General features: G+C 55.7%; 16 protein-coding genes. 10 read left to right on the top strand and 6 right to left on the bottom strand.

Features of this window, described 5'->3' with window-relative positions; translation table 11 throughout:
• Positions 1-92 precede the first annotated feature (92 nt).
• Positions 93-392: a hypothetical protein gene (locus HOV93_RS20685; RefSeq protein WP_207398439.1), complete on the bottom strand. Its 300-nt coding sequence runs from the start codon at positions 390-392 to the stop codon at positions 93-95.
• A gap of 146 nt (positions 393-538) precedes the next feature.
• Here HOV93_RS20685 and HOV93_RS20680 point away from each other — a divergent pair, with 146 nt between their 5' ends.
• The 8 genes from HOV93_RS20680 to HOV93_RS20650 all read left to right on the top strand — a co-directional run bounded on the left by HOV93_RS20680 (position 539) and on the right by HOV93_RS20650 (position 8,124).
• Positions 539-1,282 (top strand): SDR family NAD(P)-dependent oxidoreductase, encoded by a 744-nt coding sequence (locus tag HOV93_RS20680; RefSeq protein ID WP_207398438.1) that lies wholly within the window; start codon positions 539-541, stop codon positions 1,280-1,282.
• Positions 1,283-1,691: 409 nt separating this feature from the next.
• Entirely contained in the window at positions 1,692-2,063 is a 372-nt protein-coding gene (locus tag HOV93_RS20675) for a hypothetical protein (RefSeq protein ID WP_207398437.1), read from the top strand.
• The gene (locus HOV93_RS26495) at positions 2,056-2,646 is read left to right on the top strand and encodes a GyrI-like domain-containing protein (protein WP_207398436.1); all 591 of its coding nucleotides are present in this window, start codon (positions 2,056-2,058) and stop codon (positions 2,644-2,646) included. Before HOV93_RS20675 ends, HOV93_RS26495 begins: the two co-directional genes overlap by 8 nt.
• A 306-nt stretch (positions 2,647-2,952) precedes the next feature.
• Positions 2,953-3,078 (top strand): hypothetical protein, encoded by a 126-nt coding sequence (locus tag HOV93_RS26235; protein ID WP_261358642.1) that lies wholly within the window; start codon positions 2,953-2,955, stop codon positions 3,076-3,078.
• Between the two features lie 853 nt (positions 3,079-3,931).
• Positions 3,932-4,858: a helix-turn-helix domain-containing protein gene (locus HOV93_RS20665; protein WP_207398435.1), complete on the top strand. Its 927-nt coding sequence runs from the start codon at positions 3,932-3,934 to the stop codon at positions 4,856-4,858.
• Positions 4,859-4,987: 129 nt separating this feature from the next.
• Positions 4,988-5,668: an isochorismatase family protein gene (locus tag HOV93_RS20660; RefSeq protein ID WP_207398434.1), complete on the top strand. Its 681-nt coding sequence runs from the start codon at positions 4,988-4,990 to the stop codon at positions 5,666-5,668.
• A gap of 148 nt (positions 5,669-5,816) precedes the next feature.
• Positions 5,817-6,800, top strand: a complete 984-nt coding sequence (locus HOV93_RS20655; RefSeq protein ID WP_207398433.1) for a zinc-dependent alcohol dehydrogenase family protein — start codon at positions 5,817-5,819, stop codon at positions 6,798-6,800.
• A 310-nt stretch (positions 6,801-7,110) separates the two neighbouring features.
• Positions 7,111-8,124 carry an NAD(P)-binding domain-containing protein gene (locus HOV93_RS20650; RefSeq protein ID WP_235990728.1) on the top strand — a complete coding sequence of 338 codons (1,014 nt, stop codon included), beginning with the start codon at positions 7,111-7,113 and terminating at the stop codon, positions 8,122-8,124.
• Between the two features lie 124 nt (positions 8,125-8,248).
• Here the strand turns inward: HOV93_RS20650 and HOV93_RS20645 are convergent, their stop codons facing one another.
• Entirely contained in the window at positions 8,249-8,932 is a 684-nt protein-coding gene (locus HOV93_RS20645; protein ID WP_207398432.1) for a helix-turn-helix transcriptional regulator, read from the bottom strand.
• Positions 8,933-9,116: 184 nt separating this feature from the next.
• On the opposite strand from HOV93_RS20645, the gene HOV93_RS20640 reads away from it, so the two are divergent.
• Complete coding sequence (locus HOV93_RS20640; protein ID WP_207398431.1) at positions 9,117-9,602, top strand: SRPBCC domain-containing protein; 486 nt, start codon at positions 9,117-9,119, stop codon at positions 9,600-9,602.
• Between the two features lie 457 nt (positions 9,603-10,059).
• Entirely contained in the window at positions 10,060-10,710 is a 651-nt protein-coding gene (locus tag HOV93_RS20635; RefSeq protein WP_207398430.1) for a peroxiredoxin-like family protein, read from the top strand.
• Between the two features lie 40 nt (positions 10,711-10,750).
• Here the strand turns inward: HOV93_RS20635 and HOV93_RS20630 are convergent, their stop codons facing one another.
• The 4 genes from HOV93_RS20630 to HOV93_RS20615 form a co-directional block, all read right to left on the bottom strand.
• Positions 10,751-11,551: an AraC family transcriptional regulator gene (locus HOV93_RS20630; protein WP_235990726.1), complete on the bottom strand. Its 801-nt coding sequence runs from the start codon at positions 11,549-11,551 to the stop codon at positions 10,751-10,753.
• Positions 11,552-11,654: 103 nt separating this feature from the next.
• Positions 11,655-12,086, bottom strand: a complete 432-nt coding sequence (locus HOV93_RS20625; protein WP_207398429.1) for a carboxypeptidase-like regulatory domain-containing protein — start codon at positions 12,084-12,086, stop codon at positions 11,655-11,657.
• Between the two features lie 117 nt (positions 12,087-12,203).
• Positions 12,204-13,172: a DUF1559 family PulG-like putative transporter gene (locus HOV93_RS20620; protein WP_207398428.1), complete on the bottom strand. Its 969-nt coding sequence runs from the start codon at positions 13,170-13,172 to the stop codon at positions 12,204-12,206.
• A gap of 303 nt (positions 13,173-13,475) precedes the next feature.
• Positions 13,476-14,882 (bottom strand): DUF1501 domain-containing protein, encoded by a 1,407-nt coding sequence (locus HOV93_RS20615; protein ID WP_207398427.1) that lies wholly within the window; start codon positions 14,880-14,882, stop codon positions 13,476-13,478.
• Positions 14,883-14,887: the final 5 nt, after the last annotated feature.

The raw sequence follows: 14,887 nt of genomic DNA, 5'->3' as shown, positions 1-14,887 counted from the left end.
GGAGATTTCAAAAATGGACCAAGATACAATAAGGTCTGGGTCAATAGTAGGTTAGGCTGCCTTGGGCTGGAAGCAGGCAGTTTCGGGGCTCATCAAAGATGCACCTCTGCACACCGGCCGCTGACGGGGACCCCATCAGGTGCGGCACGACAGCCCGGCGAACGCGTTCCGTTCTCATGTCGCCGTATGCTATACACCAGGAACTGTTCGATCGCCGCTTGGTCTCCGGCATTCGCGTCGGAAACCTCCAGCGTTGCATGCTGCAAGAGCTTCGCTAACTCGTCGAACTTCCCCGCGTCGAGCAGATGTGGATAGGTGGCGATCAAGCGACTGATTTCACGTTCGGCGCTCAACAGAGCCATGGAGACAAGTTCATTATCGGAAGATCTCATCGTTTTCCTCGTGTCGGTTCGGCTAAAAGTTGAGGGGAAGCCAGCCCCAGTCGATGACTGCCATTGCTTTAGCGATCACTATACCGTACTATAGTGACCACTACAACTCTGTAGTGATCACTACAGATTGAACTGTGAGATGTGAAATGTCTAAATTGAACGAAAAAACCGCCGTCGTGACCGGCGGCGGCAGTGGAATTGGCTTGGCGATTGCTAGGAGATTGGCAAGCGAAGGAGCCAGCGTGGTGATAACTGGTAGGCGACAGGCGGTGCTGGATGAAGCTGTAGCCTTGCTGGGTGACTGTGCGGTAGGGATCGTTGCCGACGTGTCCAAAGCGGCGAGCCTCGAAGCACTGTATGCCGATGTGCGGCGTCGATTCGGTCGAATCGACGTGCTCGTGGCCAATGCTGGCGGCGGCGTGCATGCGCCGCTGGGAGAGATCACAGAGACTCAGATCGACCAACAGTTCTCGACCAATGTGAAGGGCGTGGTGTTGACGATCCAAGGGGCGTTGTCCCTGTTCTCCCCCGGTTCCAGCGTGATAATCATTGGCTCCACGGCATCGAAAGATCCTGCCCCCTCGATGAGTATCTATGGCGGCACCAAGGCGGCCATACGCAACATGGTGCGCAGTTGGGTCGCTGAACTCAAAGGCTCGGGCGTCCGACTCAACATCGTGAGTCCAGGGCCAACCAATACCGACTCTCTTCGTGAGTCTTTCGGAGACAAAGCCGAAGAAGGTCTGGCATTCCTGATTGCGAAGAGTCCATTGGGGCGCATAGGCGAGCCGGAGGAAATCGCGTCGGCAGTGGCGTTCCTGGCCAGTGACGAGGCGAGCTACATCAATGGCGTAGAACTGTTCGCCGATGGTGGTGCATCTCAGACCTAACTGATCCGGCCGGGAACCGAGGTCATCGCCCGTGCAGTGGCTTTCCTGGCCAGCGGCGCGGCGGCTTACCTCAACGGCATCGTGCTGTTCATCATCGGCGGCGCGTCGCAGATCTAACATCATTAATTTTAAGAATGGAATCGTTATCGAGAGAATTGCTTTTTTCTTATGCAGTGAATGATAAGGCTGAAACACGGAAGTTTTATGGCGAGACGCGTGGTCTGGAGGAGGCCGTGGTTTTGACGAAAGATGACGCAGTGATCTCGGTGGAGTTTGAAATTCCAGATGACCAGCCCCTCGCCATTTCGAATTCCGTAAAGGGATAAGGAGTGGGAAGGCCTACCCAGACTGTCGCGGTCCAGAATGCGGCCCGGCGTCGAAACGTACCCTGAGACCAAAAGGAACCGAAATGCCGGATTCGAAGACCCCTGCCGAGCGAAGCCCGGCACACGACCCAGCCCCGCAGACCCTCGTCGAGGCCGATGCCGTCGCTCTAGAGGTGCGCGCCATGTACGAACGGATCGAGCAGCGGGAGATCCAGCGCACCTGGACCTTGCCCGAACTCGCTGTCGGGTTCAACAACGACGCCGCCTACGTAGGTCGTCTGATCCTGGCCGCCGAGCGCACCTGGGGTATCGACGGCGACGTCGACGCGGAACTCAAACATAAGCTTGCCGAGTGCTTGTGGTGGCTCTTCGTGCTCGCCGACAAGCTCGATGTCGACCTACCGGCGGCCTACGCCGACACAATGCGCAAGATCGGCGGTGGTCTCCGTGGCTGACCCACTGCCCCTGACCGACCATCTCGCGGCGTCCGATGAGCCCGAGCTCGTCTGTACCCCCGCCGTCCGTTATGTCGCGGTGCTCGGGAACGGCTCGCCCGGCTCCAACGAGTTCTACCGCAAGAAGGCGCTCTTGGCTGACGTCGCGCGCACCTTCGCACCCGACGGCGCGACACCGGTGATCGAGATCCAGTACTGGTACCCGGAGGGCTCCGTGCCGGTCGGCATCGCGGACTTCTACAGCGTGAATCCCATCCCGTCGCTGCGGTACCGGATTATGACCGCCGTCTCCGACGGCATCACCGACGACGACATAATAGCCGCCCGCAGCACTGCGGCGAGCAGCATGGACGACCCGGCTGACCACCTCGAGGTGTTCGCCCTGCCGGAGAGTACCGCAGTTCAGGTGATGCACCACGGGCCCTTTGCCGACGAATTCGGCACGCTCGAACGGCTTGGGGGGTTCGCCGACCGCGCCGGCGTCACCCGGAGTGGGCCGCATCACGAGATCCACCTTGACGCCTTCACCCGTCAGACCCCACAAGATGCGCTGCGTACGATCCTGAGGGATCCCGTGACCTGACGGAAGGTAAGGCCGAGCCGTATTATTGGCTGTTACGTTGTACTGCACGTCGCACCCAGTGGATAAGAAGCTTCGGGCACTTTTCTCTGGCTGGACGGGGTCTTCGCAGTTATATGTTTACTTGCCGCCTTACTGGTCTTCGGCGCACATGAAGTGTCCGCAGCCTCGCAGCCCCTTTGACTTGACCACAGGTCATTGTTGCTTGGGAAGACAGCTAGCGTTCGCCTTGTCTGGAGTGCCACACATCTGCACGAGTGGTGCCTATGAGGTTCGTACTTAGCTGGCCCGGAGACCATCGAATCCAATGTGCTGGCCTCCGATGCACGGGCGGTCTCGGCGGCCGAAGCCGTCAAGGACGTTAAGGTGGTCATCCTCTCCATTTCTCGGAACCATCGCCCTTTGGTTGCCGACCTACCGGCCGAGCCCTACTAGGCGGACCTCACTCTCGTAGAGCTGCCAGCCGCGTAAGCGGCGGCCGAGGCGTCGCGGCGTGCCCTAGCGGTGGCGACAGTCCAGGAACGGCTCGGCAGCTCCGAAATGAAACCCGATGCGGACTGGGGTGTCCGCCTGAGTCACGAGTTGTACTCGTGAGCAATCTCGGGGCTAGGTAGAAACACAAAAGGGCGATCAGCAAAGAAGCCTTTGAAAGCGTCTTTGCGAGATCGTGCCAGCGAAGGAGCCGCTAATCAAACTTTGCTCGGCAAGGGCTTTGAGAAAGCTGTATCATAAACCGCTTTTAGTCTTGCTTTGGAAGGCGAGAAGCGAATCACTTCAGCTGTTTACGGTTTTGTCCGATCAGGGACTCGAGCCCCGCAAAAGCCACGGGATCCGGACGTTTGCAGGTCAGCAAGAGCTGAGCAAAAAAGTTCTAACCGTGTCTTGTCGCCCCGACTTTTTTCAGAAATAAGCCCTTCGAGCACGTCGAAGGGCTTTCTTATTGCTACCGCAGGACTTGAGACTTGACCATCGAGTTCAACCATCTAGCTGGATTTCTCACGATTCCACATGAAATGACGTAATTCGTTTCACAGTCAGTCGATACACCGTTCAAATCTTGTCCTCTGTTTGGACCTTCGCTCCCCAATGCGATTGCTATGAAGTTGGCCCCGAAAACACTACGATGAAGGTCGTCGGTGAGTAATCAGTAATGGCGAACAAGGTGTTGCAATACCGCTGCGGCAGACCGGGCCGCATTAGGGTTTTTCGTGTTCAGAGGTTCCAAAGCGTCTCCTGGTACCGAGCTTTGGCTTTGGGCGAGGGAGGCGTATACCAGGAGGTGTGCATTATGACGCGGACAGACTATCCACGGAAGTCCTTTCGCCCCCTTAACCCCGATGATCGACTGGGACACATTCCATTTGCGTTTCGACACACGAGCGAGACGCTTGGCTGGAATGGGCTGCGCGTCGAACACGACCCGAACCATTCCGCGAGCGACTACGTCCACCCGCCCCTCGAAAGTTTGTGGCTTGTCCTCACTGGCAAGGTCATTTCGGAGTGTACCGATCACCGTTGCGATGATGCCCGGTACCGCGGGGACGGCTTGCCGCACGCAGTGAATCTCCTGCCGCCCGGCGTCGAGAGTCTGTGGCAGTGGCGCAACACGTTCGACTATACCGATTCGACCCACTACCAGTTGTCTCCGACACTGATTGCAAAGGTGGCTGAAGAGGCTTTCGATCTCGACCCGGCCCGCGTTCATTTTCCTGTTCGCTACTACGACCGATCCAGCCCCGAGGTGATCAACACGCTCACAGCCCTTCGCCGCGAGCTGATCACCGGCGGGCCAGGCGGACGGCTGTGTGCCGAGTCGCTGGCGAATGTGCTTGTCGTCCAACTCATTCGACAGATGACCAACAGGGAGGGGGCGAATGGGGCCTTTCGCGGGGCGGGCGGTCGACTGACGCGACATGCGTTGCGGGCGGTCGAAGAGTACATCCACGCCCACCTCCACCAAAGCATCTCCCTTGCTGATCTTGCCGCAGTCGCCCAACTGAGCGAATTTCATTTTGCACGGCTGTTCAAGCAGACGACCGGCCTGCCGCCGCATCAGTTCGTCATCCACCAGCGCGTCGAGCGAGCGAAACACCTCATCGCCGAGGGGCGACTCTCGCTGGCCCAGATCGCCATCGAGGTTGGCTTCAGCGATCAAAGCCAGCTCAACCGGCACTTCAAACGGCTCGTCGGCGTCACCCCCAAGCGATTCGACTGACGACAGCAAGAATCGCCAAAAAGACAGCAATATCCGCCGATACACTCCTGAACCGGTTCTCTATTCTGTTATCCAGACATCGCGGTGTCGCGGTACAGAACAGAGTCCTCTTCCCTTCAGGAGAAAATCATGGCCAAAGTCAACAAGTGGATGATCGACCCGGACGATGCAGTAATGCTGCTCATCGACCACCAGAGCGGGCTGTTTCAATTGGTTAAGGATATCGAACTTCCCGTCCTGCGGTCCAACGTCATCGCCCTGGCAAAGGTGGCCCGTCTCGCCAAGGTTCCGACCTTCACGACGGCCTCGGTTCCGGACGGGCCGAACGGCCCGCTCATACCGGAAATCCACGAGCAGAACCCGGAGGCGGTGTACATCCCGCGGTCGGGCCAAGTCAACGCCTGGGACAACCCGCCGTGGGTGGAGGCCATCGAGGCGACGGGCCGCAAGACGCTGCTCATCGCCGGTACTCTTACGAGCGTCTGCATGGCGTTCCCGGCCATCAGCGCTGTCGTCGCGGGGTATAATGTCTTCTGCATCATCGACGCATCTGGCAACCACTCCCAAATGGCCACCGACCTGACGCTCACACGCATTACTCAGGCCGGAGCGATGCCGATCGACACGTTTGCCGTCCTGGGCGAACTAATGAGTACCTGGAACCGCCCCGACGCAATGGACTTCGCGGCAATCATGGTCGACCTCTTGCCGCACTACGGGGCGCTGATGGAGAGCTACAACAAGGCGCAAAGCGTGCAACGCGACGGGCACGAAACCACGCTGGATCAGTTCGAGGCCAGCCCGGCGTAGACGTGATCCATGCTCGCTGAGAGCGAAAACGCCGAACCAGCCGCTGGCCTGACCGGGGCCGCACATCCGCTTTTTAGCGTTCACCGTCACTGAGCGGCCCCGGTTTCTCGGCCCGGTCATTCAGCGCTATTTAGAAATGAGCATTGCAATGAAAGCGATCGTACTTAAATCATTTGGCGGCCCGGAATCGTTCGATCTTTGTGACGTACCCAAGCCCATGCCGCACGCGGGCGAAGTCCTGGTCCGGGTCCACGCAACCTCTATCAACCCGTTGGATTGCCAGGTCCGACGTGGCGATTATGCCGACTTGGTGCAACTGCCGGCCATTACCGGACACGACGTATCGGGCGTTGTCGAAGAAGTTGGGCAAGGTGTGACGACCTTCTCTCCAGGAGACGAAGTCTGGTATACCCCGCAAATATTCGACGGACAAGGAAGTTATGCCGAGTACCACGTTACTGCCGAAAGCATTATTGGAAAAAAGCCTGCCTCGCTGAGCCATCTTGAGGCGGCAAGCCTGACCTTGGTTGGTGGGACGGTGTGGGAAGCACTGGCCGTGCGCGTTGCGCTAAGAGTGGGGGAAAGTATTCTGGTTCACGGCGGCGCGGGAGGTGTCGGTCATATCGCGATCCAGCTTGCGAAAGCCATGGGAGCAAGGGTACTCACGACCGTGCGTGAAGCAAACTTTGAGTTCGCACGAAGTTTAGGGGCTGATGTCATCATAGACTACCAAAACGAGGATTATGTCGATGCTGCCATGCGGGAAACGGGTGGCCGTGGAGTCGACGTCGTGTTCGATACCATCGGCGGCAACACATTGTCTCGCAGCCCCGACACGCTTGCGCAACTTGGCCGCGTTGTCACGATCGTAGACACTAATCAGCCCCAAAATCTTATCCAGGCCTGGGGGAAGAACGCGAGTTATCACTTCGTGTTCACTAGACAAAACCGCGGCAAGCTGGATGAGTTGAGTGCGTTAATAGAGCGTGGGCAGCTGCAGCCGCACATTGCCGCCGTCTATTCGCTTGCCGATATTCCGCTCGCCCACGCCCGGCTGGAGAGTCCCGATAACAGTGTTCAAGGAAAGATCGCAATTGCAGTCGAACCTCGGCTTAGTGACCCTATAGAGTAAAAGGCGTTCACGGTGTATCTCATGTAGCAGAGCGGAATCCACCGACAAATGTTCTACAAGTGATTCGCAAACGCAACTTGCCGGGAGTTCTGCTAGGCAGGCTTTTTATAGTGAAAAGCAGGCATCATGCTTTTGCCATCGTTTCTATTTGCTCGGTCACTCCTGCGGGCAGCCAACGAATTGACCGGAAGTGTCGTCTTCTCTCTCCTTAGCGGTCAGGATTTCTTTTTCTGGCTTGTTTGCGTCTATTGGCGATGTCTTGCGTCTCTATTGGTAAGAAAGAAGCAAACTTCTTATCAAAGGAACGAAGATGAACACATCCAACGATTCGTGCTGCGATCAGGCAGGCGACCAAGCAATTAGCGAAAATCTGAATAATCATGACGGCGCGGCGGCCAAACCGATCAATTCTTCCCAGGGCTGCTGTGGTTCTAAGCCGAATGGCCAGGGCGAGGTGTCTGGGGAAATTCTGTTGCCGACTACCTCTTGTTGCGGGGGGGCGACGGAGGCTCGGTCTACGACAGAGCTTGCGACGCGGTCTTCTGGCGACCGTTCAGAAACGAACAAAGAGCTACCGGTGGTCGTGATTGGCGGTGGCCCGGTTGGGTTGGCGGCGGCGGCCAATCTGGTCGAACGTAAGCAGGACTTTATTGTGCTTGAGGCCGGAGGACGTATCGCGGCGAGCATGTGGAAGTGGCGACACGTGCGGCTGTTCACGCCGTGGTCTTTTTTGATCGATCCGGCCGGGCGAAGACTTCTCGAAGCCGATGGGAACTGGAAGGAGCCGGATGTTGATCGGGTCCCCTATGCGAGTGAATTAGTAGAGAGCTTTTTGGATCCACTTGCGAAGCACGACGACATTGCCCCGCATATCAAGCTCAAACACAAGGTCATTTCCGTTTCGCGAGAGGGACACGATCGAATAAAGGATGGCCGGCGAAACGAGGCTCCCTTCTTGATCGTTGTCGAAACGCCGGAAGGTCCGCAGCGACTACGTGCCAGGGCAGTGATCGACGCGTCGGGCACGTGGACAACGCCGAATCCGCTTGGTGCCGGAGGTGTTTTCGCAGATGGTGAGCGGCAATCGCTCGAGCACATTCAATACGGCATGCCGGATGTTCTGGGGCTCGACCGTGAGCGATATGCAGGCAAAAAAGTGCTTGTCGTTGGCTCGGGGCACTCGGCTACCGGTAATGTTCTTAGCCTAGGCGAACTTGCCAAGGCTGCACCAGGAACCTCGATCGCTTGGGGAATTCGCCGCGTTAGTCCAACGAAACTGTGGGGGGCGGAAACGCCGATGCGATTGCCGAACGCGGACTTCTAGGATCGCATGCTAAAATTGCCGTAGCATTTCGGCACATCCGTGGTTGCGATGTTTGCAGCTTGACCCATACTACGCGGAACAGTTCCAAGCGAATCTTGCCACCCATTTAACGAGGCTAGAACCTCTAAGTCTTCCGCTTCCGTTGCTGAAGATCCTTCAGATTCTTCCCGGGTTCATCCTGAAATTGCTCGTCAGTGATTTTCATGCTTGTGATGCGATCGACGCGAAATTCACGGAAATCGTTGCGGGCTTCGCACCATGCAGCAAGTAGCCAGGCCGGTGCGATGAAGACGAGGCACAAGGGGCGAATCCGCCGTTGGGACTCTTTGCCCGATTCGACCTTATATCGTATTTCCACGCAATGCTTGGTGCGGACCGCTCGACGCAAAGAGGCGAGGTCAATCGTTATCGGCAACTTGCTCCGGCTCGAGCAGGCGTAGGCGGCCGAACGGTTTGCGTCTTCGGCTAACGATGCCGGCAAGACCGCTGTGATCTTATAGATAGCCCGACGGGCCGAACGGGCAATCGCAGCGTCCCCCCAACTTTCAACCATCTGGGCCCCAAGCAATAACGCATCGAGTTCCTCAACGTCAAACATGAGTGGCTTAACGAGGTAGTCCTGGTTGAGCAGATAGCCGACGCCTGCTTCGCCAAAAATCGGCACGCCCGAAGATCGCAAATTGGCAATGTCGCGGTAGATCGTGCGAACTCCGATTTCCATTTCTCTTGCGAGCGTTTCCCCGGTAACTGCCTCTCGGCGGAATTTGAGGTACTCGACAATTCGAAATAGGCGGTCGGCTCGACGCATGCGGGAGGTACCATAGAGCAGTTGAAAGGGGAATTTGGTGAATCCTGACAGTCTCCTGACAGTACGCTGTCAGTAGGGCTCTGTAAAGTTCTTCTGTGGGATTCGCTTCGGGGACCAAGAAACCGAGTTGGAACCAGACAACCCACATATCTATGTCAATTGGCCTTCACGAGAGATGAGAAAGATGAAGCCTGCCGCTATCAAAACGCCTTCTGAAAGACAGGTCGAGGTCGTGAGAAGCTTCGACGCTCCAGTCGACTTGGTTTGGAAATCCTTCTCTGAGCCAGAGTTGATTCGTCGATGGATGCTCGGACCGCCAGGCTGGTCGATGCCTATCTGCGAGATGGACTTTCGAGTGGGTGGTAAGTACGAAAACCGATTCCGAAACAACGATGAAGGCACGGAGTTTGGATTGGTCGGTGAGTTTCGTAAAATTGAATCGCTTTGCAAGATCGTTCAGGACGAAAGCTATGGACCACTCAATCCCGGCGAGGAAATGAGTCATTCAGCAGTCGTTACTATCAATTTTCGAGATGTTAACGGAGTTACCACTGTCGCCACGCTTATTGAGTATGCCTCGAAAGAGGCCCGCGATGCCGCACTAGCGACTGGCATGACAGATTCCATGGAAATGGGATACTGTCGCATTGATGACCTATTAGTGAGTTGATTGCAATGCCTCGGAGGCATACAGTCGCAAGATTGCTACAGACAAATGGTTGCGATGTTGAGAGTTCGACGACACCGCGACCAAAAAGTTCTAGCGGTGTCTCATCGCCCCGACTTTTTTAACCGCGTAACTGTCGATTATCGGGCAGTTACGTGCAGGCGGTTAAGAATGCCGCAGTGTTACAAGAAGCGTCCGCTTCGTTTAGCTGCTTTATGCCTTCTTCGCATGCAGCGAGAATCACACGACAGGTGACCGCTGATTGATGGAGACGAGACAGTACCGAGCATCCTTCTTCAGCACACGCGCTTGATCGACCTTAAGAACAGCCCACAGCATTTTCCACGCAAATGGTTTAGTGGTAAATTGCTGTGCGGCAAAGCATGTTTCGGTTTTGTTTGTCGCTGGTAGATTGCCACCAACATTTCGCGATTGTTTGAACTTATTAAGGAGTAACCTCATGCCCATCCTACGAGAACAAACAGACGCGAAATTTGCGAGTACGCGGCAGAACAATCCTGAGTTTGCCAAGCTTGTGGACGACTTGCTGGCTTCTGCGGAAATGTTTCAGTCCGGTGCGAATGCGATTAAGGTCGGAGAGAACGCTCCGACCTTTGCGTTGCCGAACCCTGTTGGCGAAAGGGTTTCGCTGTCCGATTTGCTGGTCCAAGGCCCGGTGGTGGTGACTTTCTATCGTGGTAGCTGGTGTCCCTATTGCAATTTGCAGTTGCAAGCGATGAAGCAGCGACTGCCTGAGTTGCACGCGTTGGGTGCCAACCTGGTGGCGATCAGTCCCGAGGTGCCAGATGAATCGATGTCGCCGGCCGAGCAGGCGGCTTTCGAGTTTCCTGTGCTTTCAGATCAGGACGCCCTGGTTGCGGCTCAATATGGGGTTGCATGGCAGGTGCCGGAACCGATTCTCGAGCACATGCGAAACGATCGAAATCTTGAACTGGCCAAGATCAACGGTGGCAACGGCAGCGTGTTGCCGATTCCGGCCACTTTCGTGCTTAACCGCGACGGTATCGTGACTTGGCGTTTTGTTGACGTCGATTATCGAAAGCGGGCCGAGCCAGATGATATCGTCGCGGCGCTTGGTAAGCTTGCCTGAGTCAGGTGTTGTGGCCGTGTTGTTGGTAGGGGCTTGCCGGTTACCGCAGCGATGCGCGTTTCATTGATTCCTTGCGAAATCGAGCTGGGGTGACTCCGGCGATTCGGCGGAACGTCTTAGTGAAGGCACTTTGATCGCAGAAACCATGTTGCTTGGCGACTTCGGCGATCGGCATCTCGGTTGTCTGGAGGATGTGGCAGGCACTCTCGACTCGGGTTTTGAGAATGAAATCATGAATTCCGGTTCCCATCGTTTCCCGAAACGAGCGTTGCAACTGCCGAGGAGACAGGCCCGCTAGTTCAGCGAGTTCATCAATAGAAATCGTGCGTCGAAAGTGTTGTCGGATATATTCGATCGCTGTGCTGACGCGAGAAAAAGGCAACAGCTCTTGCTTCTTGCCTTCGTAGCTGTGGACGGTTCCCATCACTCCGATCGGTTGGCCTGACTTGTCGAGCACGGGCAGCTTGTTGGTGACAAACCAATCAAGAATCCGTTGTTCGCTGTACCAGATTTCGACATGGTTCGCCATCGCACGCCCGGTCTCCATCACCTTTCGGTCGTCGCGCACAAAGTTATCGGCGATCGAAGGGGGGAAGAAGTCGTAGTCGGTACGTCCGATCACTTCCGCTTCCGAGTTGACGCCTAACCGTTTCAAAATAGCTCGGCTTGCGCAGATCATTCGGCTCTGTTCGTCCTTCATAAAGAAAAACGTGCCTGGCATCAGCTCAAACAGGTGCCGTAGCTGTTGGTCTCCGCCCATGCGTTGGAAGAAGTCTGTCTGAATCTTTTTCCAATCGGGAACTGACGCCCGAGGTAGTTCGGAAGCTTGCTGAGGAGTCATTTGGATCATGAGAATGTGAAGTGATAAGAGGAGGCTAGAAGGAGGATGCCGTGTCTTTATTGGAACAAAATTCGGCCTAGATTCAATTGATAGGCAGTGGAGGTTATTTCAATGAAACATCGAAATTGAATTCGTTATTTTGCCCTGGCTGCACGTCCGCCGTTAGTTCTGTTTTGTCGTTATAGCGGCGAGCAATCTTCAATTTGGGGTCTTCTTTTTCACCGACGACCATGCCTTGCTGGTTGGTGATTTCGTTGACCACTTTGACTTCCACGCGATATTCACCAGCGACGATGGACTCTTTGCTGCGAACCTTTAAGGTGTACCTGCCGGTCTCATCGGTACGCCCCCGGGCTGTTTGTCCCATGGTGGAGGGTTGCGGTTGAAAGGTAACGCTTGCCCCTGGCAGAGGTTTACCGTCCAGGGTGACGATACCCTGGACAAGCGAGAGATTCGAATCGGCATTGCAGCCTGAGAGAAGTCCAATCGATGCAAATAAAACGGCCAGCGGTAAGAAAGTAGAATATCGACACATCGGCAAGGTTCCTCGAAGCAAAGCAGAGGGGGGATGAGAATGAAACGGTCGTTACCAGCCGAACCTCGCTAACGTTTTCGGACCAGCAACAACCGTTCACATGTGAGGACTCAAGGATTAATACTCGCCGAGTACCTGCCCATCGTTTCGGGAGAGCAGGTATTCGTAGGTCGAGTTCGGAGCGACGTCGTTCGCGTGCTGAATCGTTTCTGCGACAAAGCGAACCGAACCATCTACTAAGGCAAACTGAACACCGCCTGCGTGCCGACTGGAAGCGCCTTGAGGAAATTCCCAGATCGAGCAGTCGTTGATGCCGCCGTCGCCGTTGAAGGTTACGTCGTTGGCGCTTCGCCAGTTGGTGGAACCGGAGCCGCGAGAAACGTAAACCAAGCCGGCACGAGCTAAGTAAGGGGTGCCACTACCATTGGTGCCGCACGTAGGGCCAAGGTTTTCAAAGACTTTTTCGCCAAGCAGAATGGTATTGGAAGTTCCATCGGTCACATCACGCATGCCGAATTGAGTGCCTGCGGCCATTATGCCGGTTTGCAACTGCCAGGAGCCGGTGCCCCATTCCTTGTAGTTGTATCGCTCGTGAGTCAGGTTTCCGACATAGTTTGACAAGGCCGTATCGTACTGCCCGCTGCTCGCGCTCACTCTTCGCACGTCATTCACACCACTACTGGTATCGCTGGGGCAAAGGAATGCGTCGACGGGCTGTGTCATGACGGCCCGCATGGTAGTGTCGTCCATCGCTTCGAGAGCCGTGCCCCGCGGGAAGTTCATGGCATCGGTCGCATTGCCATTTTCGATATAGGGAGAGATAAACGCCCCCCAAGACCAATTGGGCTGATTGCTGTCGACGTCGATGTCCTCACGAAGCGCAGGTGGGAACTGACCGAACGTGTCGTGATGATTGTGGAACCCGAGCGCCAACTGCTTGAGGTTGTTACTGCATTGCATACGTCGGGCCGCTTCGCGAGCTTGCTGTACCGCTGGCAGCAACAACGCGATCAAGACACCGATGATGGCAATAACCACCAAGAGTTCCACAAGGGTAAAGGCCGATCGATGACGTGAGATGGGCATGACGGAATGTTCTCCTGATTGGATGAAGAGTCGAGAAGAAGAGTGTTTGTCAAATTGCGACAGCAACCGTTCCACGTCGGGAGATTGCAAGGCACCTTTTGATATTTGGAAAAGTGCACCTGTCATTGGTGCATTTGGGACAGTTTTTGCGGCGAATGATGCGGGGCTTTGCCATCTTCATCCGGCCGGTGTCATCGTATGCGTTCGCAAAAAATAGATGTCAGGGAAAATGTCAAGACTATTGGAAATTGTCGAAGCTTGTCATTTTTTGGTGAATAAGCGACACGAAAGTTTTTCATTGGTTTAGGCGATCAGGTCGGAAATGATCTCCCCGCCAAATTGGCTTAACTGCTTAAATCGACCTCCATTAAAATAGGTGAGCTTGTTGTCATCTAAACCGAGTAAATGAAGCAGCGTCACGTGCAGATCGCGAATCGGATGGACCGTTTCCACGGCCGATCGCCCTAGTTCGTCGGTCGCTCCGACGATACCAGGACGTACACCCCCTCCGGCCATCATCATGGTCATGGCCTGGTTATTGTGACCGCGTCCGAGCGAATAGACGCCACCCCGTTTGTTATTGTCAGGCGTCCGACCAAATTCACCCGTCCAGATAACAAGCGTATCTTCCAGAAGACCACGCTGTTTCAGGTCGCGAATCAATCCCGCGATGGGTTTGTCGACACTCTTGATACGTGAGGTGTGTCCCCGCTCGAGATAGTCGTGGCTATCCCAGCCGCCGCTGAAGATCTGAACGAATCGCACGCCTTTTTCGACTAATCGGCGGGCCATCAAGCACTGCCTGCCGAATGATTGGGTATCCGGCTGATCTAGACCGTACATTTCGTGCGTGGCTTCTGTCTCTTGCTGGAGGTCGATCACGTCCGGGACTTCGGCCTGCATGCGGAATGCAAGTTCGTAGCTTTCCATGCGTGCCAAGAGACGCTTGTCTTCCACGCCGAGAGAATGCTGATAGCTCGAATTCAACGCCGCCAACTCATCCAAGGCGCGGCGCTGATGCTCGCGTGTCTTGAAAGAAGGGGTCGCCAGGTCGAGGATCGGAGAACCCTCAGGCCGAAGTCGGGTGCCTTGATAGTAAGGGGGCAGAAAGCCATTGCTCCAATTACCGGGACCTCCTTGCGGAAGGGCCAACTCGGTCATCACTACATAGCCGGGCAGGTTTTGGTTCTCGGTGCCCAGGCCATACGTAGCCCATGCGCCGAGAGCTGGATCGCCACCGAGCCTACTGCCGGTGTTCATGTGATAGAGGGCTTCGGGGTGGTTGAGCGATTCTGCCTGACAGCCACGGTAGTTGCAAAGTTCGTTCGCCACATAGGGATCTGCCAGATGCTTCCACTGGTCGCACATCCAGATACCGTTGTCACCGGCCTGTTGGAATTTAAAGGGACTCCCGACAAAGAACTTGAACCCCTTCTCGAGGCCTCCGGTTAGTTTCGACACTTGCTTGTGCCGCTTGGTCAACTCGGGCTTCGGGTCGAAGGTGTCCATATGACCGGGACCACCTTCCATGAAGAGCATGATCACATTTTTTGCCTTGGCATGCAGCATGGGTTTCTTGGGAGCAAGGGGCGACTCTTGACTTGTTGCCGCTTCGGCTTTGCTGTTGATCAGTGACGAAAAAGCGACGCTGCCTAGCGTAGCCCCCAAGCCGTAGAGTGCCTGACGACGAGTGAGTTGATGAGGATTCATATTGG

Source organism: Bremerella alba (assembly GCF_013618625.1).
Lineage (GTDB): Bacteria > Planctomycetota > Planctomycetia > Pirellulales > Pirellulaceae > Bremerella > Bremerella alba.
Note: the sequence above shows the minus strand (reverse complement) of the source record. Positions and strands in the feature narration are given on the sequence as shown.

Bases quoted from the DNA above. Each gene is read 5' to 3' on its own strand.
- HOV93_RS20685 (WP_207398439.1), bottom strand. From the start codon at position 392: ATGAGATCTTCCGATAATGAACTTGTCTCCATGGCTCTGTTGAGCGCC.
- HOV93_RS20680 (WP_207398438.1), top strand. From the start codon at position 539: ATGTCTAAATTGAACGAAAAAACCGCCGTCGTGACCGGCGGCGGCAGT.
- HOV93_RS20675 (WP_207398437.1), top strand. From the start codon at position 1,692: ATGCCGGATTCGAAGACCCCTGCCGAGCGAAGCCCGGCACACGACCCA.
- HOV93_RS20665 (WP_207398435.1), top strand. From the start codon at position 3,932: ATGACGCGGACAGACTATCCACGGAAGTCCTTTCGCCCCCTTAACCCC.
- HOV93_RS20660 (WP_207398434.1), top strand. From the start codon at position 4,988: ATGGCCAAAGTCAACAAGTGGATGATCGACCCGGACGATGCAGTAATG.
- HOV93_RS20655 (WP_207398433.1), top strand. From the start codon at position 5,817: ATGAAAGCGATCGTACTTAAATCATTTGGCGGCCCGGAATCGTTCGAT.
- HOV93_RS20650 (WP_235990728.1), top strand. From the start codon at position 7,111: ATGAACACATCCAACGATTCGTGCTGCGATCAGGCAGGCGACCAAGCA.
- HOV93_RS20645 (WP_207398432.1), bottom strand. From the start codon at position 8,932: ATGCGTCGAGCCGACCGCCTATTTCGAATTGTCGAGTACCTCAAATTC.
- HOV93_RS20640 (WP_207398431.1), top strand. From the start codon at position 9,117: ATGAAGCCTGCCGCTATCAAAACGCCTTCTGAAAGACAGGTCGAGGTC.
- HOV93_RS20635 (WP_207398430.1), top strand. From the start codon at position 10,060: ATGCCCATCCTACGAGAACAAACAGACGCGAAATTTGCGAGTACGCGG.
- HOV93_RS20630 (WP_235990726.1), bottom strand. From the start codon at position 11,551: ATGACTCCTCAGCAAGCTTCCGAACTACCTCGGGCGTCAGTTCCCGAT.
- HOV93_RS20625 (WP_207398429.1), bottom strand. From the start codon at position 12,086: ATGTGTCGATATTCTACTTTCTTACCGCTGGCCGTTTTATTTGCATCG.
- HOV93_RS20620 (WP_207398428.1), bottom strand. From the start codon at position 13,172: ATGCCCATCTCACGTCATCGATCGGCCTTTACCCTTGTGGAACTCTTG.
- HOV93_RS20615 (WP_207398427.1), bottom strand. From the start codon at position 14,882: ATGAATCCTCATCAACTCACTCGTCGTCAGGCACTCTACGGCTTGGGG.